The organism is Pseudomonas sp. PDM24 (assembly GCF_019218905.1).
Lineage (GTDB): Bacteria > Pseudomonadota > Gammaproteobacteria > Pseudomonadales > Pseudomonadaceae > Aquipseudomonas.
The window spans coordinates 228,521-252,194 of sequence record NZ_JAHUWR010000004.1 but is presented as its reverse complement, the minus strand read 5'-3'; the positions used below and the strand labels follow the sequence as shown (position 1 = coordinate 252,194).

The following is a 23,674-nucleotide window of genomic DNA, read 5'->3' as shown; positions in this document are numbered from 1 at the left end:
AACTCAGGGTCAAGGAGACCTTCATGCACTTCAAGAAACTCGCTGCCGCCACCCTGCTGATCTGCGCATTGCCGAGCATCAGCCAGGCCCGTGACACCGCGGTGTATCTGCCTTTTGACAAAGCAGTCGCCGAAGCCACCCGCGCCGGCAAAATCGATGGCAGCGTGAAGTTCTACCTGGCAGGCAATACACCGACTGGCAACGTCACCGTCCTCAGCACCGGCGCCGTAACCAACAAGAAAACCAACGCCTTCAACAAGTCTGACGAAGTGGCCTGCGAATGGGTCGCGCAATCGGCAATCATCAGCCTGCACCAGGCCGCGAAGAACGCCGGTGCCAACGCCGTGACCAACATCGTCAGCTTCTACAAGAAAAATGAGCGCAAGGATGCCAAGACCTATGAGTGCCACGCTGGGGCGCTCATGGCGGGCGTTGCGCTGAAAGGGGATTTGGCGAAGGTTCAGTAACACCAGAAACGACAAAGGGCGCCTTTCGGCGCCCTTTCACAAACAGGTCGGCTTGTCATTGCCCTTTACCTGTCTGGCTCTGCGATGGCTGGTTGCCCAGGATCCTCAGAGTCTCACAAGCCCCTTTCGGGAACGTCAGCAGTATTGCTTTAAATTGAACGGACGACAACGGCTGGCAATTCGCCGGTCGCGCCATCTTTAGTGCCATCACAGACCCAGAGCGCTACGTACTGCGGCTTTGATTGCAAAAAATTCATCTGTTGCAAGTTGTGAAATGAGATAAACACGCTTTCCCTGACGATCCCGACTTTTGATCCGGTCCAGTCTGGAGAGACTTACCGTCGCAACCATGTCGCATTTTGCCCAGCAGGTCGGACTGGCTCCGTGCAGATGATTCGCAAGCTTCAGATGATGGTCAAGTACACAGTCCGGGGCGGTGGTGCTCAGGGGTACGACTGTCACCAACAAACTATTGGTCCTGTGTTTGCGTATGACGACAACAGGTCTGACCTTGATCATCTCCGGGACTTCATAACCCCTGAAGTCGCAAATCAGTACGCTGCCTTCCTTGGGTTGATATCGAAGTGGCATCCATGGCACTCATCGAAAAAAAACGATTCTGGGCAAGAACCGGGCAAATACCAAGGCAGATCCGTAACCTGAAATGTCCCTCTTTCGGGCGCTCGCAGTTATGGTGTTAACGGTTCAACCTTACGCGTCAACAACTCCACAAACGCCTTGGCCATCGGCGACTTCTGATCCTTGCGCTGCACCAGCCACACTGCCGACACCGCTTCCGGATCCAGCAACGGGCGGTAGACCACGCCATCAATACGCATCCGCTGATACGACGCCGGCAGTACCGACACCCCCAAACCTGCCGCCACCAGCCCGATGATGGTCATCGCCTCGCCAGCCTCTTGCGCGAAGTGCGGGCTGAAGCCGGCATCACGGGCCAGGCTGAGCAATTGTGCGTACAGACCACTGCCATAGCTGCGTGGGAAAAATACGAATGGTTCGAGGGCTAGCGCCGAGAGGAATAAACCTTCTTCGCTGCCATTCACCAGCGGATGCTTGGAGCTAAGCACCGCCACCAGTGGCTCGCGCATCAGTTCCACCACGCTGAGCGACTCCGGCAGCCCAAGCGGCCGCATGATGCCGACTTCGATCGACTCATCAACCAGTGCATCGGCCACTTGGGTGCTGCTCATTTCCCGCAGGTTCAGGTGCACTGCCGGGAAGCGCTGGCGAAACGAGAAAATCGCTTGGGGAATGGTCGAGTTGAACGGTGCCGACGAAGTGAAGCCGATCTTCAACTCACCCAGTTCACCGAGTTGTGCCCGCCGTGCAACATCGGCCGCTTTGTCGACCTGAGCCAGCACCAACCGCGCCTCTTCCAGAAACAACCGCCCCGCCTCACTGAGCTCGACCCGACGATTGGTACGCTCGAAAAGCCGCGCGCCGACCTCCTGCTCCAGCGCCTGAATCTGCTGGCTCAGCGGCGGTTGCGAGATGCCCAGCACTTGGGCGGCGCGGCCGAAATGCAATTCTTCGGCGACGGCAATGAAGTAGCGCAGGTGACGCAATTCCATGTGAACTCCATTAGGTCGCTAAACCTATCAAACAGGTCGAACAATATATTGGATAGAAACATTAGCCGGCTATATGATTTTTCCATTGCCTGACCGGGCTGCGCCCTCCGAGGTTCGAAGTGAAAACTGCTGTCGCCCCACTCGCCCATGAAATTCCGCCCACTGCGCTGGATGATGTCGTCGCCGAGCGAAGCGAGATCTACATCGAAAAAGGCACGCCGCTGTTCATGCGCACGGTGCTGGCGTTGTTCTCGGGCGGCTTCGCGACCTTCGCCCTGCTGTATTGCGTGCAGCCGATGATGCCGCTGCTGTCCCGCGAATTTTCCATCAACGCAGCCCAGAGCAGCCTGATCCTGTCGGTCGCCACCGGCATGCTCGCCATCGGCTTGCTGATCACCGGCCCCATCTCTGATCGCATCGGGCGTAAACCGGTGATGGTCGCCGCGTTGTTCGCCGCCGCTCTCTGCACCATGGCCAGCGCAATGATCCCGAGCTGGCAAGGCGTGCTGGTGATGCGGGCACTGGTGGGCCTGTCGTTGAGCGGTCTGGCGGCGGTGGCGATGACTTACCTGAGCGAAGAAATCCATCCGCAGCACCTTGGCCTGGCCATGGGCTTGTACATCGGAGGCAACGCTATTGGCGGCATGTGTGGGCGGTTGATCGTCGGGGTATTGATCGACTTCGTCAGCTGGCACACGGCGATGCTGGTCATCGGTGGCCTGGCGCTGATTGCCGCAGCGGTGTTCTGGAAGATTCTTCCCGAGTCGCGCAACTTTCGCGCCCGCTCGCTGCATCCGCGCAGCCTGCTCGATGGCTTCACCATGCACTTTCGCGATACAGGTCTACCACTGCTGTTCCTTGAGGCGTTCGTGCTGATGGGCGCGTTTGTCACGCTGTTCAACTACATCGGTTATCGCCTGCTGGCCGAGCCGTACCACATGGATCAGGCCTTCGTCGGGCTGCTCTCGGTGGTGTACCTGTCGGGCATCTACAGCTCGGCGAAAATCGGCGCCCTGGCCGACCAGCTCGGCCGGCGCAAAGTGCTCTGGGCAACCATCGTGCTGATGATCGCTGGCCTCGCCCTGACCATGCTCACGCCGTTGCCGGTGGTGATCATTGGCATGCTGATCTTCACCTTTGGCTTCTTCGGCGCGCATTCAGTGGCCAGTAGCTGGATTGGTCGTCGTGCGATCAAGGCTAGAGGACAGGCGTCATCGCTGTACCTGTTCAGCTATTACGCCGGGTCGAGTATCGCGGGTACAGCGGGCGGTGTGGCCTGGCACTTGGGTGGCTGGAACGGGATCGGGTTGTTTATTGGCGGGTTGTTGGTGATTGCGCTGTTGGTGGCATTGAAGCTGGCGAAGTTGCCGCCGTTGGGCGATGTGAAGGCTTGACACAAAACCTTGTGGGAGCGGGCTTGCTCGCGAAAGCGGTGGATCAGTCGACATCGATGTTGAATGTTCAACCGCTTTCGCGAGCAAGCCCGCTCCCACATTGACCGAGTACTACCTGATGTCTCATACAAAAACGCCCGGCAAAGCCGGGCGTTTTTTATTGGGCCACGATCACTCGTGATACTGCGCCGACAGTTCATGCACCGCGCGCAGGAAGGCGCCAGCATGTTCTGGGTCAACTTCCGGGGTGATGCCATGACCGAGGTTGAACACGTGGCCGCTGCCCTTGCCGTAGCTGGCGAGAATGCGACCAACTTCGGCGCGGATGGCTTCTGGCTTGGCGTAGAGCACGGTCGGGTCCATGTTGCCTTGCAGGGCGACTTTGTTGCCGACGCGTCGGCGGGCTTCACCAATGTCGCAGGTCCAGTCCAGGCCCAGCGCATCCGCGCCGGCGTCGGCGATGCTTTCCAGCCACAGGCCGCCGTTCTTGGTGAACAGGATGACCGGTACTTTGCGGCCTTCGTGCTCGCGGATCAGGCCGCTGACGATTTTACGCATGTAGGCCAGGGAGAATTCCTGGTAAGCCGCTGCGGAGAGGTTACCGCCCCAGGTGTCGAAGATCTGCACCGCTTGCGCGCCGGCCATGATCTGGCCGTTGAGGTACGAAGTGACCGACTGTGCGAGCTTATCCAGCAGCAAATGCATGGCTTGCGGGTTGTCGTAGAGCATGGCTTTGGTCTTGCGGAAGTCTTTCGACGAGCCGCCTTCAACCATGTAGGTCGCCAACGTCCATGGGCTACCGGAGAAGCCGATCAGCGGCACGCGGCCGTTCAGTTCGCGACGGATGGTGCTGACCGCATCCATGACGTAGCCGAGGTCTTTGTGCGGATCAGGAATCGGCAGGGCTTCGATGTCGGCCAGGGTGCTGATGACTTTCTTGAAGCGCGGACCTTCACCGGTCTCGAAGTACAGGCCCTGGCCCATGGCATCCGGGATGGTGAGGATGTCGGAGAACAGGATCGCCGCGTCCAGTTGCGGATAGCGGTCGAGCGGCTGCATCGTGACTTCGCAAGCGAACGCCGGGTTCATGCACAGGCTCATGAAGTCACCGGCCTTGGCACGGCTGGCGCGGTATTCAGGCAGGTAGCGACCGGCCTGACGCATCATCCACACAGGGGTGACGTCTACGGGTTGCTTGAGCAGGGCGCGAAGGAAACGGTCGTTCTTCAGGGCAGTCATGTCGGCATCCGGAAAAAAAGTGCGGGCATTTTCTCAGAGCCGGGCGCAAAAGGCACGGCAAGAGCCGCTCCTTTTGTCTATCGGGTCAATTTGTCGCGGTGGAACACTGTCTTCGCAACACCACAAAACGACTGTGGGAGCGGGCTTGCTCGCGAATGCGGTGAGTCAGTCGACATCAATATTGACTGTTACACCGCCTTCGCGAGCAAGCCCGCTCCCACATTTGATCGCATTCCAGTTTTGGAAAGTGATCAGACCCCCAGGTAATCCAGGATCCCTTCAGCGGCATTGCGGCCTTCGAAGATCGCCGTTACCACCAGGTCGGAACCGCGCACCATGTCGCCACCGGCGAAGATTTTCGGGTTGCTGGTCTGGTGTTTGTACTGGCCTTGTTCCGGCGCTACGACGCGGCCCTGGCTGTCGGTCTGGATACTGAACTGTTCGAACCACGATGCCGGGCTTGGACGGAAGCCGAAGGCGATGACCACGGCGTCGGCCGGGATGATCTCTTCGGAGCCCGGGATCGGCTCAGGGCTGCGACGGCCACGGGCGTCCGGTTCGCCGAGACGGGTCTCGACCACCTTCACGCCTTCGACACGGTCTTCACCGACGATCGCGATCGGCTGGCGGTTGTAGAGGAATTTCACGCCTTCTTCCTTGGCGTTCTTCACCTCTTTGCGCGAGCCCGGCATGTTCGCTTCGTCACGACGATAGGCACAGGTCACCGCTTTGGCGCCCTGGCGGATCGAAGTGCGGTTGCAGTCCATCGCCGTGTCGCCGCCACCCAGTACCACGACCTTCTTGCCTTTCATGTCGACGAAATCTTCCGGCGACTTTTCAAAGCCCAGGTTGCGGTTGACGTTGGCGATCAGGAAATCCAGCGCGTCATGCACACCCGGCAGATCCTCACCGGCAAAGCCGCCCTTCATGTAGGTGTAGGTGCCCATGCCCATGAACACGGCATCGTATTCTTCGAGCAGTTGCTCGATGGTCACGTCCTTGCCGATTTCGGTGTTCAGACGGAACTCGATGCCCATGCCGGTGAAGACTTCGCGGCGATTGCTCAGCACGGTCTTTTCCAGCTTGAACTCGGGGATGCCGAAGGTCAGCAGACCGCCGATTTCCGGGTTCTTGTCGAACACCACCGGGGTTACACCGCCACGTACCAGCACGTCGGCACAGCCCAGGCCCGCAGGGCCCGCGCCGATCACCGCAACACGCTTGCCGGTCGGTTTGACTTTGGACATGTCCGGGCGCCAGCCCATGGCGAACGCGGTATCGGTGATGTACTTCTCGACCGAGCCGATGGTCACCGCACCAAAACCGTCGTTGAGGGTGCAGGCACCCTCGCACAGACGATCCTGAGGACACACCCGGCCGCAGACTTCCGGCAGGGTGTTGGTCTGGTGCGACAGCTCGGCGGCCTGCAGGATGTTGCCCTCGGCCACCAGTTTCAGCCAGTTGGGAATGAAGTTGTGCACCGGGCACTTCCATTCGCAATACGGGTTACCGCAACCCAGGCAGCGGTGGGCCTGGTCGGCCGACTGCTGGGGTTTGAACGGTTCGTAGATTTCCACGAACTCTTTCTTGCGTTGACGCAACAGTTTCTTCTTCGGATCTTTGCGCCCGACATCGATGAACTGGAAGTCGTTATTCAGACGTTCAGCCATTGTTAAAACCTCATCAAACTCTTCAGGCGCATATCACTGCGGGTTGGCACGGGTGCTGGAAAGCAACGATTTCAGGTTGGCAGCCTTGGGCTTGACCAGCCAGAAACGACGCAGATAGTCATCGAGGTTTTCAGCGAGGTTACGACCCCACTCGCTGTCGGTTTCCTCGACGTATTCGTTCAGCACGCGTTGCAGGTGGCTGCGATAGGCTTCCATCGCCTCACCGCTGATCCGCTGGATTTCCACCAGTTCGTGGTTGACCCGGTCAACGAAGGTGTTGTCCTGGTCGAGCACGTAGGCGAAACCGCCGGTCATGCCTGAGCCGAAGTTGTAGCCAGTCTTGCCCAATACGCAGACAAAACCACCGGTCATGTACTCGCAGCAGTGATCGCCAGTGCCTTCCACAACAGTGTGAGCACCGGAGTTACGCACCGCGAAACGCTCGCCCGCGGTACCGGCGGCGAACAGCTTGCCCCCGGTGGCGCCATACAGGCAGGTGTTGCCGATAATGGCGCTGTCCTGAGTCTTGTAGATGCTGCCCTTCGGCGGAACGATGACCAGCTTGCCGCCGGTCATGCCTTTGCCGACGTAATCGTTGGCGTCGCCTTCCAGGTACATGTTCAGGCCGCCGGCGTTCCACACACCGAAGCTCTGACCCGCCGTGCCTTTGAAGCGGAAGGTGATCGGTGCGTTGGCCATGCCCTGGTTGCCGTGCTTGCGAGCAATTTCACCGGAGATCCGCGCGCCGATGGAACGGTCGCAGTTGCAGATATCCAGGGCGAAATCGGCGCCGCTCATGTCGTTGATGGCCGAGGTGGCCAGATCGACCATCTTCTCGGCCAGCAGGCCTTTGTCGAACGGCGGGTTGCGGTCGACCTGGCAGAACTGAGGCTTGTCTGCCGGGATGTGATCGCTGCCCAGCAACGGGGTCAGGTCCAGGTGATTCTGCTTGGCGGTCTGGCCTTCGAGGATTTCCAGCAGATCGGTACGGCCGATCAGCTCTTCGAGGGAGCGCACGCCCAGCTTGGCCAGCCACTCACGGGTTTCTTCGGCGACGTAGGTGAAGAAATTCACCACCATGTCGACGGTTCCGATGTAGTGATCCTTGCGCAGCTTCTCGTTTTGAGTCGCGACGCCGGTGGCGCAGTTGTTCAGGTGGCAAATACGCAGGTATTTGCAACCCAGGGCAATCATTGGCGCGGTGCCGAAGCCGAAGCTTTCAGCGCCGAGGATCGCTGCCTTGATCACGTCGAGGCCGGTTTTCAGGCCGCCGTCGGTCTGCACCCGGACCTTGCCGCGCAGGTCGTTGCCGCGCAGGGTCTGGTGGGTTTCGGCCAGGCCGAGTTCCCACGGAGCGCCCGCGTATTTGATCGAGGTCAGCGGCGATGCACCGGTGCCGCCGTCGTAGCCGGAAATGGTGATCAAGTCCGCGTAGGCCTTGGCCACACCGGCAGCGATGGTGCCGACGCCGGCTTCTGCAACCAGCTTCACCGAGACCAATGCCTTCGGGTTGACTTGTTTCAGGTCGAAAATCAGCTGCGACAAGTCTTCGATCGAATAGATGTCGTGGTGCGGCGGAGGCGAGATCAGGGTCACGCCCGGCACTGCGTAACGCAGCTTGGCGATCAGACCGTTGACCTTGCCACCTGGCAGCTGACCGCCTTCGCCGGGCTTGGCGCCCTGAGCGACCTTGATCTGCAGCACTTCAGCGTTGACCAGATATTCCGGGGTTACACCGAAACGACCCGTGGCGACCTGCTTGATTTTCGAGCTCTTGATGGTGCCGTAGCGCGCCGGGTCTTCGCCGCCTTCGCCGGAGTTGGAACGCGCACCGAGGCGGTTCATGGCTTCGGCCAGGGCTTCGTGAGCTTCCGGCGACAATGCGCCCAAAGAGATGCCCGCGGAGTCAAAGCGCTTGAGCACCGATTCCAACGGCTCGATCTCGCTGATGTCCAGCGGCGTGTCCAGGGTCTTGACCTTGAACAGATCGCGGATCATCGACACCGGACGGTTGTCCACCAGCGCCGTGTATTCCTTGAACTTGCTGTAGTCGCCCTGCTGCACAGCGGCTTGCAGGGTGCTGACCACGTCCGGGTTGTAAGCGTGATATTCGCCACCGTGGACGAACTTCAGCAGGCCGCCTTGCTGGATCGGCTTGCGCGGGCTCCAGGCTTCGGCCGCCAGGGCTTTCTGCTCGGCTTCGATGTCGACGAAACGCGCGCCCTTGATGCGGCTTGGCACACCACGGAAGCTCAGGTCGCAGACTTCCTCGGACAGGCCGATGGCTTCGAACAGTTGCGCTCCGCGGTACGAGGCGATGGTGGAGATACCCATCTTCGACAGGATCTTCAGCAGGCCTTTGGTGATGCCTTTACGGTAGTTCTTGAACACCTCATAGAGGTCGCCCAGCACTTCACCGGTGCGGATCAGATCGCCCAGCACTTCGTAGGCCAGGAACGGATAGACCGCCGAAGCACCGAAACCGATCAGCACCGCGAAGTGATGCGGGTCGCGAGCAGTCGCGGTTTCCACCAGGATGTTGGAGTCGCAACGCAGGCCTTTTTCGGTCAGGCGGTGATGCACCGCACCGGTCGCCAGCGAAGCGTGGATCGGCAACTTGCCCGGGGCGATGTGACGGTCACTCAGCACGATCTGGGTGCGACCGGCGCGAACGGCTTCTTCAGCCTGATCGGCAACATTGCGCACTGCGGCTTCAAGGCCGACGCTTTCGTCGTAGTTAAGGTCGATGATCTGGCGTTCGAAGCCCGGACGATCGAGGTTCATCAGCGAGCGCCACTTGGCCGGGGAAATGACCGGCGAGCTGAGGATCACGCGTGAGGCGTGTTCCGGCGACTCTTGGAAAATATTGCGCTCGGCACCGAGGCAGATTTCCAGCGACATGACGATAGCTTCACGCAGCGGGTCGATCGGCGGGTTGGTCACCTGCGCGAACTGCTGGCGGAAATAGTCGTACGGCGTGCGCACGCGCTGGGACAGCACGGCCATCGGCGTATCGTCGCCCATCGAGCCGACAGCTTCGTAGCCTTGTTCGCCGAGCGGACGCAGCACCTGGTCGCGCTCTTCGAACGTGACCTGATACATCTTCATGTACTGCTTGAGCTGATCGACGTCGTAGAACGCCGAACCATGGTCGTTGTCTTCCATGGTCGCCTGGATGCGCAGGGCATTCTTGCGCAGCCATTGCTTGTACGGATGACGGGACTTCAAACGGTTGTCGATGGCATCGGTGTCGAGGATCTGACCGGTTTCGGTGTCCACGGCAAAGATCTGGCCAGGACCAACGCGGCCCTTGGCGATCACGTCTTCAGGCTGGTAGTTCCAGACACCGATTTCCGAGGCCAGGGTAATGAAGCCGTTCTTGGTGGTGACCCAACGCGCCGGACGCAGACCGTTACGGTCGAGCAGGCACACCGCGTAACGACCGTCAGTCATTACCACGCCGGCCGGGCCGTCCCACGGTTCCATGTGCATCGAGTTGTATTCATAGAACGCGCGCAGATCCGGGTCCATGGTTTCGACGTTCTGCCACGCAGGCGGAATGATCATCCGCACGCCACGGAACAGGTCGATACCACCGGTGACCATCAACTCGAGCATGTTGTCCATGCTGGAGGAGTCGGAGCCTACGCGGTTCACCAGCGGGCCGAGCTCTTCCAGATCCATCAGATCGTTGGTGAACTTGGTGCGACGGGCCTGAGCCCAGTTGCGGTTGCCGGTGATGGTGTTGATCTCGCCGTTGTGGGCGAGGAAGCGGAACGGCTGAGCCAGCGGCCATTTCGGCAAGGTGTTGGTGGAGAAGCGCTGGTGGAACACGCAGATTGCGGTTTGCAGGCGCTGGTCGCTCAGGTCTGGATAGAAGGCGGTCAGGTCCGCCGGCATCATCAGGCCTTTATAAATGATGGTCTTGTGGGAAAAGCTGCAGATGTAGTGATCGACGTCGGCGGCGTTGGCCACGGACGAACGACGACGGGCACTGAACAGCTTGATCGCCATGTCCTGATCGCTCAGGCCTTCACCGCCGATGTAGACCTGCTCGATTTGCGGCAGGCGCTCAAGGGCCAGGCGGCCGAGGACGCTTGTGTCGATCGGCACTTTGCGCCAGCCGACCAGTTGCAGGCCTTCGGCCAGGATCTCGCGGTTCATGTTCTCGCGAGCGGCTTCGGCTTTCACCGGGTCCTGGTTGAAGAAGACCATGCCCACCGCATATTGCTTGGGCAGTTCGACACCGAAGGTTTCCTGGGCGATGGCTCGCAGGAATACATCCGGCTTTTGAATCAGCAGACCGCAACCGTCACCGGTCTTGCCGTCGGCGTTGATCCCACCGCGGTGGGTCATGCAGGTCAGGGCCTCAATGGCCGTTTGCAAAAGGGTATGACTGGGCTCGCCCTGCATATGGGCTATCAGGCCGAAACCGCAGTTATCCTTGAATTCATCTGGTTGGTACAGACCTGCTTTCATAGACACTTTCTCACCAGGCTGCCTCTTATCGAGGCAAATTTCTTTTCAATTCAGCCAGTTACCATCCACGCCGAACGTACGCCAGCTTTGCGGGGGCAAAAGGGAGGTCATTGTACACACCGACACAGAGGCTCACAAATTTGACGACGAAATGTCGCAAATCTATGTCGCATTTGTGAAAGGTTTAAAGCGATATGCTGTGCTAGTCAAAACTTTTTTAATTTTGACCGCAGCGACTCAAAGACTACTGTGACGCAGACACCACAAGGCACGCGGCCTGGAGAGGCGGCATGCGCTTGCAGAAATTTTGAGGTGCTTGGAGAGGCGGCCTGGGTAAGGCCGCCGAATCTTCAGCGAGTTGTTGCCAGTTCCTGTTGGACGCTGGCGACAGTGCGAGGCCAAGGTTTACCAGCCTGAACCTTCGCTGGCAAGGCTTTGATGGCGGTAACGGCTGCATCGCGGTTGGCGAAGCTACCGTAGGTGATGACGTAAAGCGGCTTGCCGTTGAGTACTTTCTTGAAATAACGGTACTCGCCGCCCTGCTCTTTGACGAAGCTTTGCGCGGCCGATTCGGAGCTGGTGCCGAGGATTTGCACCACGTAGTTACCCGGCGCCTGGCCTGCGTACCAGCTGCCACCGGCGGCTTTAGCCACGGCGACTGGCTTCTCGGCAGGTTTGGCGGCGGTGACCGGCTTGGCGGGCGCTGGAGCCGGTTTGGCAACAGGTGCAGGCGCTGGCTTGGCGGTCGCGACCTGAGTCGGCGCTGGAACCGGTTTGGCCGCAGGTGTTGGCGCCGGCTGGATGCCGGCAGGCGGCGCAGTCGTGGTCACGGTTGGCGGTGTAGCGCTGGAACCTTCGACCGGCACGCCGTCGTCGCCTTCGGTGATACCACCGGCCGCTTCGGCCAGCGGACCACGCATCACCGGTTGCGAGTTGCCGACCAACGGCAATGGCATCGGTTGTGAATTACCGGCGAACTCTACGGCGGGAGCGCCACTGCTGTCAGTTTGTGGCGCGCCCTGGCCCAATGGCAGTTGTGCCTGTTCATTGGCAGGCGCGCCGGTGGTCGGTGCTTTGCTGCGACCCGGCATCAACCAGGCGGCGGCTACCGCGACCACGACTACGGCGGAAATCGCCAATACGTGTTTCTTCGGCATGTTGAACCCCATACTTGGACGCTTCACCGCTGAGCGGCTGGCAATCATGGCTTCGATCATTGCATCGCGGGCGACCTGATTGATGTTGCCAGGCCAACCGTCGGAGCTTTCGTGAATATCAGAGATCTGATCCGCGGTGAAAAGTTCGATACCCCGGCCAGCGCCTTCGAGACGCTGATCCAGATATTCGCGGGTTTCTTCTTCGGTGTAAGGCTGCAATTCGATGACGTGGAAACGCTCTTCCTCAAGGCTCAGCGCGTCAAGCTGAGCAATCAGCGAGGACTCGCCGAACAGGAACACGTGGGGGCGACCTTCCGGCGCGCCCGCGGCTAAAGCCAGCAAGGCTTCCAGAGCGGATTCGTCGAGTTGCTCGGCATCATCCACCAGCAAATAGACTTCCTGCCCCGTGAGGGCAAGCTGTACCACCTGGGCCAGGATGGCGCCGATTTCGGCCTGTTCGACATTCAGCGCCTGAGCCACCTGACGCAGCACACCAGCCGCATCGCCGGCGCCACGGGCGGAAACCACCACGCTCTGCACTGACTGTTTGTTGGTGCTGGCCACCAGGGCCTGACGCAACAGAGTTTTGCCGCTGCCTTGAGGGCCAGTGACCACCAGCAACAACTGGCTGTAACGGGCCAGATGATGCAGTTGCCCCAGCACCGGTTTGCGCTGGGCCGGGAAAAATTTGAAGCCAGGCACCCGTGGAGCGAAAGGGTCATGACTTAACTGGTAATGGCCGAGGAAAGCCTCGTCGGCATGCAAACTAGTCATCGGGATCTTATTAACCTTTAAGCTGAGCCAGGGCGCGGTAATCCGCTCCCAGCGTGGCCTGTAAAACCTCTTTCGGATAATCGTCGGTCACCACTGCTTCGCCCATGTGGCGCAGCAGCACCAGGCGCAAACGACCGTCGATCACTTTCTTGTCAATTGCCATGTGCTCGAGAAAATCGGCTTCAGTCATCTCTTGCGGCGGGATGACCGGCAGGCCGGCCCGCTGGAACAGGCGAATACCGCGATCACGCTCCTGTTCGCTGATCCAGCCCAGGCGCGCGGACATCTCCAAAGCCATTACGGTGCCAGCAGCGACTGCTTCACCATGAAGCCAGACACCATAGCCCATATGGGTTTCGATCGCGTGGCCAAAGGTGTGGCCCAGGTTCAACGTGGCACGAACGCCCGTCTCTTTCTCGTCAGCACCCACCACCGCAGCCTTGGCCGCGCAGGAGCGTTCGATGGCATAAGTCAGGGCGGTCTGGTCCAGCGCTCGCAGGCGATCGACGTTATCTTCGAGCCAGGTCAGGAATGGCTCGTCGCAGATCAGCCCGTATTTGATGACTTCCGCCAGCCCGGCGGACAGTTCGCGGGGCGGCAGGGTGTTGAGGGTGGCGGTATCGATCAGCACCACGTTGGGCTGATAGAAGGCACCGACCATGTTCTTGCCCAGCGGGTGATTGATCCCGGTCTTGCCGCCCACCGAAGAGTCGACTTGCGACAACAACGTGGTCGGTATCTGGATGAAATCGACGCCTCGCTGGTAGCAGGCGGCCGCAAAACCGGCCATGTCACCGATTACACCGCCACCGAGGGCGATCACCGTGGTACGGCGATCGTGCCGTGCAGTCAGCAGGCCGTCGAAAATCAGTTGCAGGGTTTCCCAGGTCTTGAAGGCTTCGCCGTCGGGCAGCACCACGGAAATCACCGAGAACTGCGCGAGGCTGCGGGTCAGACGCTCCAGGTAGAGCGGCGCGACGGTCTCGTTGGAGATGATCGCTACTTGCCGCCCGCGGATATGCGGGGCCAGCAGCTCAGGCTGATCCAACAAACCTTCGCCAATATGAATCGGGTAGCTGCGCTCGCCTAGATCGACCTTGAGTGTCTGCATGTGTCCCCACAGTGAAGATGGAATCAGGCGTCCTGCCTTGAGTTTACGAATTCCATGGCGTCTGCTGGTGTGACGCCATTCGGTAGCCAGCCGCCACAACCTTGAGCGGCTGAGACAGGACGCCGAGGATAGCGCATTTCGCGCCGCGCATTAACGGGGCGGTAGCTGCTGCAAGCGTTCGAGGATATCGAGCACCACCATCCGCGGCGGCCGCTCATCGGTTTCAACCACCAGGTCGGCGATTTCCCGATACAGCGGATCACGGATCGCCAGCAAGTCCCGCAGGGTTTTCGCCGGGTCGGCGGTGCGCAGCAGTGGCCGATTGCGGTCGCGAGCTGTTCGGCCGACCTGCTGCTCGACCGACGCATGCAGATAGACCACCCGACCACCGGCGTGCAGCGCCCGGCGATTGGCTTCGCGCATCACTGCGCCGCCACCAGTCGCCAATACCACACCGTCGCACGCGCACAGCTCGGCGATCATTGCCTGCTCGCGGTCGCGAAAGCCCGGTTCGCCTTCCTTATCGAAAATCCACGGGATATTGGCGCCCGTGCGCAATTCAATTTCCTTATCGGAATCTTTGAACGGCAGGCGCAGCTCTTTGGCCAGCAACCGGCCGATGGTGCTTTTACCAGCCCCCATCGGTCCAACAAGAATCAAATTTCGCACAGAATCAATGACTCACAGCAATCGCCTGATTGTTCATGATACGCGGAGTGAGAAATACCAGCAGCTCGGATTTTTTCTCCGAAACCACGTCACGCCGGAAAAGGCGGCCAAGATACGGCACATCGCCAAGAAATGGCACCTTATCTACAACCTTGCTCTGAGTATTTGAGAAAACCCCACCAATGACGATGGTCTCGCCGTCGTTAACCAACACCTTGGCGTTGACCTCGTTTTTCTTGATCGGCGGTACGTCCTGCACTTTGTTCAGGTAATCCGGCTCATCCTTGGTGACCTTGACCTCCATGATAATGCGGTTGTCTGGCGTGATCTGCGGGGTCACTTCCAGGGACAGCGAAGCTTCCTTGAATGACACCGAGGTGGCGCCGCTGGAACTGGCTTCCTGATACGGAATCTCGGTGCCTTTGAGGATTTTCGCGGTTTCCTTGTCGGACGTGACCACTTTGGGTTGCGAGACGATTTCGCCGTTGCCGGTTTTCTCCATGGCCGAAAGCTCAAGGTCCAGCAGCACGTTGTCGGTAATGAAGGCGATGCCGATCCCCGAGGTATTGCCAGAGGTCCCCAGGTCGACGAACGGCGAGTTGGTACTGGTGCTGCCCGGCGTACCAATGGTGGTCGAAGAGCCGTTGACCCCGGAGGTGTTCCAGTTACCCTTCTGCGCCGAGCCACCCCAGCGTACGCCAAGGCTTTTGTCGTAATCGACGTTGGCCTCAACGATGCGCGCCTCGATCATCACCTGACGCACCGGAATATCCAGTTGCGCAACGATACGGCGCAGTTCGTCGAGGCGATCCTGGGTCTGGTAGGCGATGATGTTGTTGGTCCGCTCATCGACAGTGATCGAGCCACGCTCATCGGTTTTTGCGTCGTCACTAGTCACCGACTTGAACAGCTCAGCGATGTCCTTGGCCTTGGCGTAGTTGACTTGCAGCAGCTCACGACGCAGCGGCGCCAGTTCCGCGATCTGTTTTTGCGACTCCAACTCCTGACGCTCACGAGAGGCGATTTCAGAGGCGGGCGCCACAAGGAGCACGTTACCGATCTTGCGCTTGTCTAAATCTTTGGTTTTCAGCACCAGGTCCAGCGCTTGATCCCACGGCACATTCTGCAGACGCAACGTGATGCCGCCCTGCACCGTGTCGCTGGCCACCAGATTGAGGTTGGTGAAATCGGCGATCAGTTGCAGCACCGAGCGCACATCAATGTCCTGAAAATTCAGCGAGAGTTTTTCGCCGGTGTAGGCAAAGCGTTCAGTGTTGCGCTTGTGCAAGTCATCGACAGTCATCGGCCGGATGCTGACGGTCAGTTTGTTGTCGGTCTGATAGGTCGAATAATCGAAAGCACCACTGGGCTCGATACTGATGATGGCCCGATCGCCCGTGGCGCTGGCGTTGACGAACTGCACCGGCGTGGCGAAATCCTTGACGTCGAGGCGTACACGCAACCGTTCAGGCAATTGGGTCTTGGTGAAACCGACGATGATTTTGCCATCGCGTTCCTGGATGTCCGGGGCGATGGACGGATCCGACAGATCGATGACCACATTGCCCTCACCCTGAGTGCCACGCTGGAAATCCACGCCCCGGATGGCTTTGCCCACGGGCGCATTGACCCTGGCGGGCGCTGGCGTCGCAATGGCTGCACGCGGCGCACTGGCGGCAGGCCTGGACGCCTTGCTACCGGCCCCTTGCCCGACAACCACGAACAAATTGTTGCCTTCGACGCGAGCGTTGTATGGCGTCAATTGAGTCAGGCTGATGATCAGTCGCGTACGGTCCTTGGCCTCAACGACCGTGGCGCTGCGGGCGTTGCCGCCGCCCAGATCCCGATTCTTGTTCGCCAGCTGACTGGTGACCCCAGGCAGGTCCAGCGCAATCCGCGCAGGCTGCTCTGTCGTGTAACCGTGGGGCTGCGGTGGTGGCCCATCGAACGACAACTTCAACTCGACACGGTCACCGGGCAGCGCGGCGACATCCAGCGCTTTGAGGTTGGCCGCCAGTACCATCGGCGACAGAAACGCTATCCATAGCGAAATACCGAAGGTTGATAAAATCCTGTTCATTATTCGAGTTCCACTATGAGTGCTCTTTCAAAGGGATGGTCCGCGGCCGTTCCAGCCAGGCGCCTTCACCGTCAGGAACGATTTCGACCACGTCGACTTGCGAACCGCTGATGGCGACGATCCGCCCATCGTTACGCCCCAGGTAATCGCCGACTTTCAGCCGATGCACGCCGCCCGCCCCGCGCAACAGCGCAAAGGAGCCGGTTGCATTGGAGAGGGTGCCGACCATTTCAAACTGTTCGATGTTGAAACCTTCGAGGTACTGCTTGACCCGGTTGGGGTCGGGTTTGACGTTACGCGAGCCGTGCTTCTGACCGGCCAGATCGACTCTGACCTGCCGGGAGAACGGGCTACGCAGGTTGGCAGCGTTATAGGTGAATGTCGGGTAAGACCGGAATGTTGGCGTTGGTTCAATTTTGCCGGGGGCACGCAGGCGCACTTCGTTCAGGTAGGCGTCCAGGTCGCTGAAATCATTGTCGCCGCCACAACCGGCCAGGATGACCAGACACATAACCATCGACAGGCAACGAATCGGGCTCATTTCTGCAACCCCTTGTCGTTGTAGCGATAGGTCTTGGCCAGGATGCTCATGCGCAACTTCGGACCGCCATCGGGATTAGCCGGCGCCAGGTCGAAGTCATGCAGGGTGACGATCCGTGGCAGCCCGGCCACGCCGCTGACAAAAGTGGCCAGGTCGTGATAAGCGCCGGTGACGGTGATCTGGATAGGGAGCTCGATGTAGAATTGCTGGGTGACCTCCGGGAGCAGCTTGATTTCTTCGAAGTCCAGGCCGCTGCCCAGGCCGGTGCGGGTGATGTCCTCCAGCAAGCCGGGCACTTCGGTGTCGCTGGGCAATTGCCGCAACAGCATGCCGAAGGAGTTTTCCATTTCCTTCATCTGCTGGGTATACAGCTCCAGATTCGCCGCCATATGGGCTTTGGTCGCGAATTGCTCCCTGAGCGTCGATTCTTCCTCTCGCCTGAGTTCCAGGTGGTTTTGCAGGTCACTGATCAAGAAGCTGTAGCCAAGGGTTAGCACCAGGATCATCAGCAGGACACTTGCCAGGACCTTGATCGCCGGTGGCCAGGAACCCATGTTGTTGGTGTCCAGATCGTTGATGTCGATCTGGCGTAAGCCTTCGAACCATTCGGATGGTTTCATTTAGCGCCCCCCACAATCGCGGGCTGGGTCTGACGGACGGTCAACTGAAAAACATTGGCCTGATCCAGCTGACCGGCGGTGGTCGCCTTGACTTCCGTGAGGTTGGGCGCATCGAACCAATCGGAGGCATCAAGATTGCGCATCAGATCCGAAACCCGGTTGTTGGATTCCGCCGCGCCGGTGATGGACACGGTTTTGCCGACCATTTTCACTTCGGTGAAATAAACACCGTCCGGCAAGGTACGCGCCAATTGATCGAAAATCCTCCCGCTGATCGGCCGGTTGCCTTGCAGGTCCTGAATAATGCGCATGCGTTCGACGAGTTGCTGTCGGCGGGCCTTCAGATCGCTGATCTGTTTGATCCGCTCGTCGACCACAGCAATCTGCTTGCCAATGTAATCGTTACGGGCGACTTGCCGATTAATGGCGCTGTTAATGACCTGGTCCGCAATCAGCAGCGCTGCCACCGACCCCACCAGCACACCGACCAATGCCAGTAAAAAGCGTTTGCGACGCCCTTCGCGCAACTCTTCACGCCAGGGTAAAAGATTGATCCGCGCCATCAGTCGAAACTCCTGAGGGCCAGCCCGCAAGCAATCATCAGTGCCGGGGCATCGCTCGCCAGGGCACCGGCGTTGACCTTGCTGCTCAAGGTCATGTTGGAGAATGGATTGGCGACCTGGGTCGGCGTACCCAGTCGCTGCTCGATCAATCGCTCCAGCCCGGGGACCGAGGCGGTGCCGCCGGCCAGGAGGATGTGATCGACCGAGTTGTACTGGCCAGAAGCAAAGAAAAACTGCAATGAACGCGACACTTGCTGCACCAACGCATCACGAAATGGCTGCAAGACCTCGCTGACGTAATCGTCCGGCAAACCGCCCTGCTTCTTCGCCAGCCCCGCCTGTTCGACCGTCAAGCCATAACGACGCTGGATCTCTTCCGTCAGTTGACGCCCGCCGAACAATTGTTCGCGGGTGTAGATGATCCGCCCGTTGTGCAACACGCTCAGGGTGGTCATGGTGGCCCCGATATCGACCACCGCCACGGTCAGGCGCTCCTGAGAGGCGGCCAACTGGGTTGCCAGCAGGCCGAACGATCGCTCCAGGGCATAGGCTTCGACGTCGACCACGCGCGCGGTCAGCCCGGCCAGAGCCAGGGCCGCTTCACGGACCTCGACGTTTTCCTTGCGACACGCCGCCAGCAGCACATTGACCCGCTCGGGGTTGCGCGCCGACACGCCTTGCACTTCGAAGTCGATCGCCACTTCATCCAGTGGATAAGGGATGTACTGATCGGCCTCGATCTTCAGTTGGTTTTCCATCTCGTCGTCGGAAAGACCGGCGTCCATCTCGATGGTCTTGGTGATCACCGCCGAACCGGCCACCGCCACGGCAACGTTCCTGAGGCTGGTTTTGGCCTTGGATAGCACCCGCGCAAGCGCCTGCCCCACCCCTTCGAGCTCGGCGATATTTTTCTCGACCACGGCGCTGGCAGGCAGCGGCTCGACCGCATAGGCCTCGACCCGGTACCGGTCGCCTTGACGACTTAGCTCCAGTAGCTTCACCGACGTAGAGCTGATGTCGATCCCCAGAAGCGTATTGGCTTTTTTATTGAAGAGTCCTAGCACTACCAATTCCCTATGACTATCCGTGAGTTACGGACTCTGTAATATCCATTGCGTTCAATACCCTCCGTCTTGACAGAAGCGCAAATGACGCTCCCGACGGAAAAATGCTTATAATGCTGAGCGTTTTTTCCGCTTTCACTGCAAGCGCGGGTCATTCTCTGTATAGCCTGAACCCCTGATGCCTAATTCATTTTTTACCCTGGATATCCAAAAGCCTTGATTCGTCTGCTGAAATTTTTCGGTTGGTCCATCGTCGCCGTTTTCTGCGGACTGCTCCTGGGTCTGAGCGGCGCTTTTCTTTACCTTAGCCCCGGATTGCCATCCGTGGAGGCGCTGAGAAGTATTCAGTTGCAGATTCCTTTGCGGGTGTACAGCAGCGACAACAAGTTGATCGCAGAATTTGGCGAAATGCGCCGCACGCCAATCCGTTTCGCCGACATTCCCCCCAATTTCATTAATGCGTTACTAAGTGCTGAAGACGACAATTTCGCCAACCACTATGGCGTCGATCCCAGCAGCCTGATGCGTGCCGCCACCCAGCTGGTAAAAAGCGGACATATTCAGTCCGGCGGCAGCACCATCACCATGCAGGTAGCGAAGAACTTCTTCCTGACCAGCGAACGCAGCTTCTCGCGCAAAACCACCGAAATCCTCCTGGCCCTGCAGATCGAACGACAGTTGACCAAGGACGAGATCCTCGAGCTGTACGTCAACAAGATCTATCTGGGCAACCGCGCCTACGGCATCGAAGCAGCGGCGCAGGTTTATTACGGCAAGTCGATTCGTGACGTGAGCCTGGCGCAGATGGCGATGATCGCCGGCCTGCCAAAAGCCCCGTCGCGCTTCAACCCGCTGGCCAACCCGACCCGCAGCAAAGAGCGTCGCGACTGGATCCTGGGACGCATGTATAAGCTCGGCAAAATTACCGAAGCCGACTACACCACTGCGATCAATGAGCCGCTGAACGCCAGCTACCATGTGCCGACTCCGGAAGTGAACGCGCCATACGTCGCCGAAATGGCCCGTGCCGAAATGGTCGGCCGTTATGGCAGCGATGCGTATACCGAAGGTTTCCGTGTCACCACCACGGTGCCGAGCAATTTGCAGGAGATGGCCAACACCGCGGTTCATGAAGGCTTGATGACCTACGACCAACGGCACGGTTATCGCGGCCCCGAGTCACGCCTGCCGGGTAAAACCCGAGAGGCCTGGACTCAGGAGTTGACCAAACAGCGAATCATCAGCGGCCTGGAACCGGCGATCGTGACCCAGGTCGACAAGAACGGCGTGCAGGTGTTGACCCGCACGGGTACCGGCGAAGAGCACGTCGCCTGGGAAACCATGAAGTGGGCTCGTCCGTTCCTCAACACCAACAGCATGGGGGCCAATCCGAAGCAGCCGTCGGATGTCGCACAGGTCGGCGATCTGATTCGCGTGCAGCGTCAGCCAGATGGTTCGCTCAAATTCAGCCAGATTCCGCAGGCTCAAGGCGCGCTGGTTTCCCTCGACCCGCAGAACGGTGCCATTCGTTCGCTGGTCGGCGGTTTCGCCTTCGAGCAGAGCAACTACAACCGCGCCATGCAGGCCAAACGTCAGCCGGGTTCGAGCTTCAAACCGTTCGTCTACAGCGCAGCCCTGGACAACGGCTATACCGCCGCCAGCCTGGTGAACGACGCACCGATCGTGTTCGTCGACGAGTACCTGGACAAAGTCTGGCGTCCGAAGAACGACACCAACACCTTCCTCGGTCCGATCCGCATGCGTGAAGCGCTCTACAAGTCGCGCAACCTGGTATCGATCCGCCTGCTGCAAGCGCTGGGTGTCGACCGCACCATCGACTACATCAGCAAGTTCGGCTTCAACAAGCAGGACCTGCCGCGCAACCTGTCCCTGGCCCTGGGTACCGCGACCCTGACACCAATGGAAATCGCCACCGGCTGGGCCACCTTCGCCAATGGCGGCTACAAGATCACCCCGTACATCATCGACAAGATCGAAAGCCGCAACGGCGACACGCTATTCGTTGCCAACCCGCCGAGCGTTCCGAAAGGCGTCGTAGCCAGCGATGGCATCGCCATGCCGGCCTCTGACACCTTCACGGTCAACGCTACCCCAGGCGAAGCACCGAGCGCCCAGCCAATGCCACAAACGCCGGCCGTGGCCGAGCGCATCATCGACGGGCGCACTACTTACATCCTCAACAGCATGCTTGAGGATGTGATCAAACTCGGCACCGGCCGCCGTGCGCTGGCGTTGGGTCGCAGCGACATCGCGGGCAAGACCGGTACCACCAACGAATCCAAGGACGCCTGGTTCTCCGGCTACAACGCCGATTACGTGACCACCGTCTGGACCGGCTTCGACCAACCGGAAAGCCTGGGCAAACGCGAGTTCGGCGGCACCGTTGCCTTGCCGATCTGGATGAACTACATGGCGGCGGCCCTCAAAGACAAACCGCCCCACACCCAAGCGGAACCCGAAGGCATTCTCAGCCTGCGCGTCGACCCGATCAGCGGCCGCGCGGCCACCCCAAGTACGCCAGGTGCCTACTTCGAACTGTTCAAGGCCGAAGACACACCACCGTCGGTGAATGAGCTGAGCAACGGCAATGTGCCGGGCAGTCCGCTGCCAGCCGATGAGGCAGCGCCGATCGATTTGTTCTGATCGGATAGCGCAACGCAAAAGCCCCGCCTTCGGAAGAAGAGCGGGGTTTTTTGTTGCGTGCCAGTAATAAATGCATTTACCGGTAGGCCGCCTTCGCGAGCAAGCCCGCTCCCACATTGGAATGCGTTCCCCTGTGGGAGCGGGCTTGCTCGCGAAGAGGCCATCACAACCGCTGCAAAACTCTCAGGCAAAAAAAAGCCCCGACTCGCGAGAGCCGGGGCTTTTGGTTGATGCGCTACAACGGCTTAGCCGTTGAACACGTCATCCACGCTTTTCAGCGGGTAGTTCTTCGGATACGGCAGGGTCGCCACACCGGTCTCGATGGCGGCTTTGGCCACGGCATCGGAGATCAGGGTGATCAGACGGGCATCCATTGGTTTCGGAATAATGTACTCACGACCGAATTCCAGTTTGATGCCGCCGTAGGCGTCGCACACTTCCTGAGGTACTGGCAGCTTGGCCAGTTCACGCAGGGCATTGGCGGCAGCCACTTTCATTTCTTCGTTGATGCGCTTGGCGCGAACGTCCAGGGCACCACGGAAGATGAACGGGAAGCCCAGTACGTTGTTGACCTGGTTCGGGTAGTCCGAACGGCCGGTGGCCATGATCACGTCGTTACGGGTGGCGTGAGCCAGTTCCGGGGAGATTTCCGGATCCGGGTTCGAGCACGCGAACACGATCGGGTTGGCCGCCATGGATTTCAGGCCTTCAGCGCTCAGCAGGTTCGGGCCGGACAGACCAACGAACACGTCAGCGCCTTCCAGCGCGTCAGCCAGGGTGCGCTTCTCGGTCGCGTGAGCGAACACAGCCTTGTACTGGTTCAGGTCGTCACGGCCGGAGTGGATCACGCCGGTACGGTCAACCATGTAGATGTTTTCGATGTTGGCGCCCATGCTCACCAGCAGTTTCATGCAGGAGATGGCGGCAGCACCGGCGCCCAGGCAGACGATCTTGGCGTCAGCCAGGGTTTTGCCAGCGATTTCCAGGGCGTTGATCATGCCGGCCGCAGTAACGATTGCGGTGCCGTGCTGGTCATCGTGGAATACCGGAATGTCACACTGCTCGATCAGAGCGCGTTCGATCTCAAAGCACTCAGGTGCCTTGATGTCTTCCAGGTTGATGCCGCCGAAGGTAATGGAGATACGCTTGACGGTGTCGATGAAGGCTTGCGGGCTTTCGGAGTCGACTTCGATGTCAAACACGTCGATGCCGGCGAAGCGCTTGAACAGCACGCCTTTACCTTCCATAACTGGCTTGGAAGCCAATGGGCCAAGGTTACCCAGGCCGAGAATCGCGGTGCCATCGGAAATGACTGCAACCAGGTTGCCCTTGCCGGTGTATTTGTAGGCCAGTTCAGGATCGCGGGCGATTTCGCGTACTGGTTCGGCTACGCCGGGGCTGTAGGCCAGCGACAGATCGCGGGCGGTAGCGGTGGCCTTGGTGAGCTCGACACTCAGCTTCCCTGGACGGGGATGGGCGTGATATTCGAGAGCGGCAGTTTTCAGATCAGACATAGGGGCATTCCGCTTTTTACTGTTGGACAGACGGACCGCCGAGGATACTCGCCTCGCAAAGTCCTCACAAGACTGA

At 59.6% G+C, this 23,674-nt stretch carries 17 protein-coding genes; 3 read left to right on the top strand and 14 right to left on the bottom strand.

What is annotated here, in order from left to right; translation table 11 throughout:
- Window positions 1-23 precede the first annotated feature (23 nt).
- Window positions 24-467 (top strand): excinuclease, encoded by a 444-nt coding sequence (locus KW837_RS15740; RefSeq protein ID WP_218397057.1) that lies wholly within the window; start codon window positions 24-26, stop codon window positions 465-467.
- A 207-nt stretch (window positions 468-674) separates the two neighbouring features.
- Here the strand turns inward: KW837_RS15740 and KW837_RS15735 are convergent, their stop codons facing one another.
- Both KW837_RS15735 and KW837_RS15730 read right to left on the bottom strand, forming a co-directional pair.
- Window positions 675-1,058, bottom strand: coding sequence for a type II toxin-antitoxin system PemK/MazF family toxin (locus tag KW837_RS15735; RefSeq protein WP_218397055.1), 384 nt, complete (start codon window positions 1,056-1,058; stop codon window positions 675-677).
- A gap of 98 nt (window positions 1,059-1,156) precedes the next feature.
- Window positions 1,157-2,059 carry a LysR family transcriptional regulator gene (locus KW837_RS15730; protein ID WP_218397053.1) on the bottom strand — a complete coding sequence of 301 codons (903 nt, stop codon included), beginning with the start codon at window positions 2,057-2,059 and terminating at the stop codon, window positions 1,157-1,159.
- Between the two features lie 152 nt (window positions 2,060-2,211).
- On the opposite strand from KW837_RS15730, the gene KW837_RS15725 reads away from it, so the two are divergent.
- On the top strand, window positions 2,212-3,453 hold the full coding sequence (locus KW837_RS15725; RefSeq protein ID WP_371317139.1) for an MFS transporter: 1,242 nt from the start codon (window positions 2,212-2,214) through the stop codon (window positions 3,451-3,453).
- Window positions 3,454-3,624: 171 nt separating this feature from the next.
- On the opposite strand, the gene hemE is transcribed toward KW837_RS15725, so the two are convergent.
- From hemE to KW837_RS15670, 11 genes are all read right to left on the bottom strand, one after another.
- Window positions 3,625-4,692, bottom strand: a complete 1,068-nt coding sequence (gene hemE / locus KW837_RS15720; RefSeq protein ID WP_218397048.1) for a uroporphyrinogen decarboxylase — start codon at window positions 4,690-4,692, stop codon at window positions 3,625-3,627.
- Between the two features lie 251 nt (window positions 4,693-4,943).
- The gene (locus KW837_RS15715; RefSeq protein ID WP_192346761.1) at window positions 4,944-6,362 is read right to left on the bottom strand and encodes an FAD-dependent oxidoreductase; all 1,419 of its coding nucleotides are present in this window, start codon (window positions 6,360-6,362) and stop codon (window positions 4,944-4,946) included.
- A 33-nt stretch (window positions 6,363-6,395) separates the two neighbouring features.
- Window positions 6,396-10,841, bottom strand: coding sequence for a glutamate synthase large subunit (gene gltB, locus KW837_RS15710; protein ID WP_218397046.1), 4,446 nt, complete (start codon window positions 10,839-10,841; stop codon window positions 6,396-6,398).
- Window positions 10,842-11,191: 350 nt separating this feature from the next.
- On the bottom strand, window positions 11,192-12,772 hold the full coding sequence (locus KW837_RS15705) for an SPOR domain-containing protein (protein ID WP_218397043.1): 1,581 nt from the start codon (window positions 12,770-12,772) through the stop codon (window positions 11,192-11,194).
- A gap of 10 nt (window positions 12,773-12,782) precedes the next feature.
- Window positions 12,783-13,883: a 3-dehydroquinate synthase gene (aroB, locus tag KW837_RS15700; protein ID WP_192346755.1), complete on the bottom strand. Its 1,101-nt coding sequence runs from the start codon at window positions 13,881-13,883 to the stop codon at window positions 12,783-12,785.
- Window positions 13,884-14,033: 150 nt separating this feature from the next.
- The gene (gene aroK, locus KW837_RS15695; protein ID WP_032830073.1) at window positions 14,034-14,552 is read right to left on the bottom strand and encodes a shikimate kinase AroK; all 519 of its coding nucleotides are present in this window, start codon (window positions 14,550-14,552) and stop codon (window positions 14,034-14,036) included.
- Window positions 14,553-14,556: 4 nt separating this feature from the next.
- Complete coding sequence (gene pilQ, locus KW837_RS15690; protein ID WP_218397040.1) at window positions 14,557-16,632, bottom strand: type IV pilus secretin PilQ; 2,076 nt, start codon at window positions 16,630-16,632, stop codon at window positions 14,557-14,559.
- Between the two features lie 13 nt (window positions 16,633-16,645).
- Window positions 16,646-17,173 (bottom strand): pilus assembly protein PilP, encoded by a 528-nt coding sequence (locus tag KW837_RS15685; RefSeq protein WP_123499940.1) that lies wholly within the window; start codon window positions 17,171-17,173, stop codon window positions 16,646-16,648.
- Window positions 17,170-17,793 carry a type 4a pilus biogenesis protein PilO gene (gene pilO, locus KW837_RS15680; protein WP_218397038.1) on the bottom strand — a complete coding sequence of 208 codons (624 nt, stop codon included), beginning with the start codon at window positions 17,791-17,793 and terminating at the stop codon, window positions 17,170-17,172. Before pilO ends, KW837_RS15685 begins: the two co-directional genes overlap by 4 nt.
- On the bottom strand, window positions 17,790-18,356 hold the full coding sequence (locus KW837_RS15675; RefSeq protein WP_218397036.1) for a PilN domain-containing protein: 567 nt from the start codon (window positions 18,354-18,356) through the stop codon (window positions 17,790-17,792). The genes pilO and KW837_RS15675 overlap by 4 nt, the downstream gene beginning before the upstream one ends.
- Entirely contained in the window at window positions 18,356-19,420 is a 1,065-nt protein-coding gene (locus tag KW837_RS15670; protein ID WP_123499947.1) for a pilus assembly protein PilM, read from the bottom strand. The genes KW837_RS15675 and KW837_RS15670 overlap by 1 nt, the downstream gene beginning before the upstream one ends.
- 219 nt (window positions 19,421-19,639) lie before the next feature.
- Between KW837_RS15670 and KW837_RS15665 the strand changes: the two genes are divergently transcribed.
- Window positions 19,640-22,084, top strand: a complete 2,445-nt coding sequence (locus KW837_RS15665) for a penicillin-binding protein 1A (RefSeq protein WP_371317138.1) — start codon at window positions 19,640-19,642, stop codon at window positions 22,082-22,084.
- A 245-nt stretch (window positions 22,085-22,329) separates the two neighbouring features.
- On the opposite strand, the gene KW837_RS15660 is transcribed toward KW837_RS15665, so the two are convergent.
- Window positions 22,330-23,598, bottom strand: a complete 1,269-nt coding sequence (locus KW837_RS15660; RefSeq protein WP_007899225.1) for a malic enzyme-like NAD(P)-binding protein — start codon at window positions 23,596-23,598, stop codon at window positions 22,330-22,332.
- Window positions 23,599-23,674: the final 76 nt, after the last annotated feature.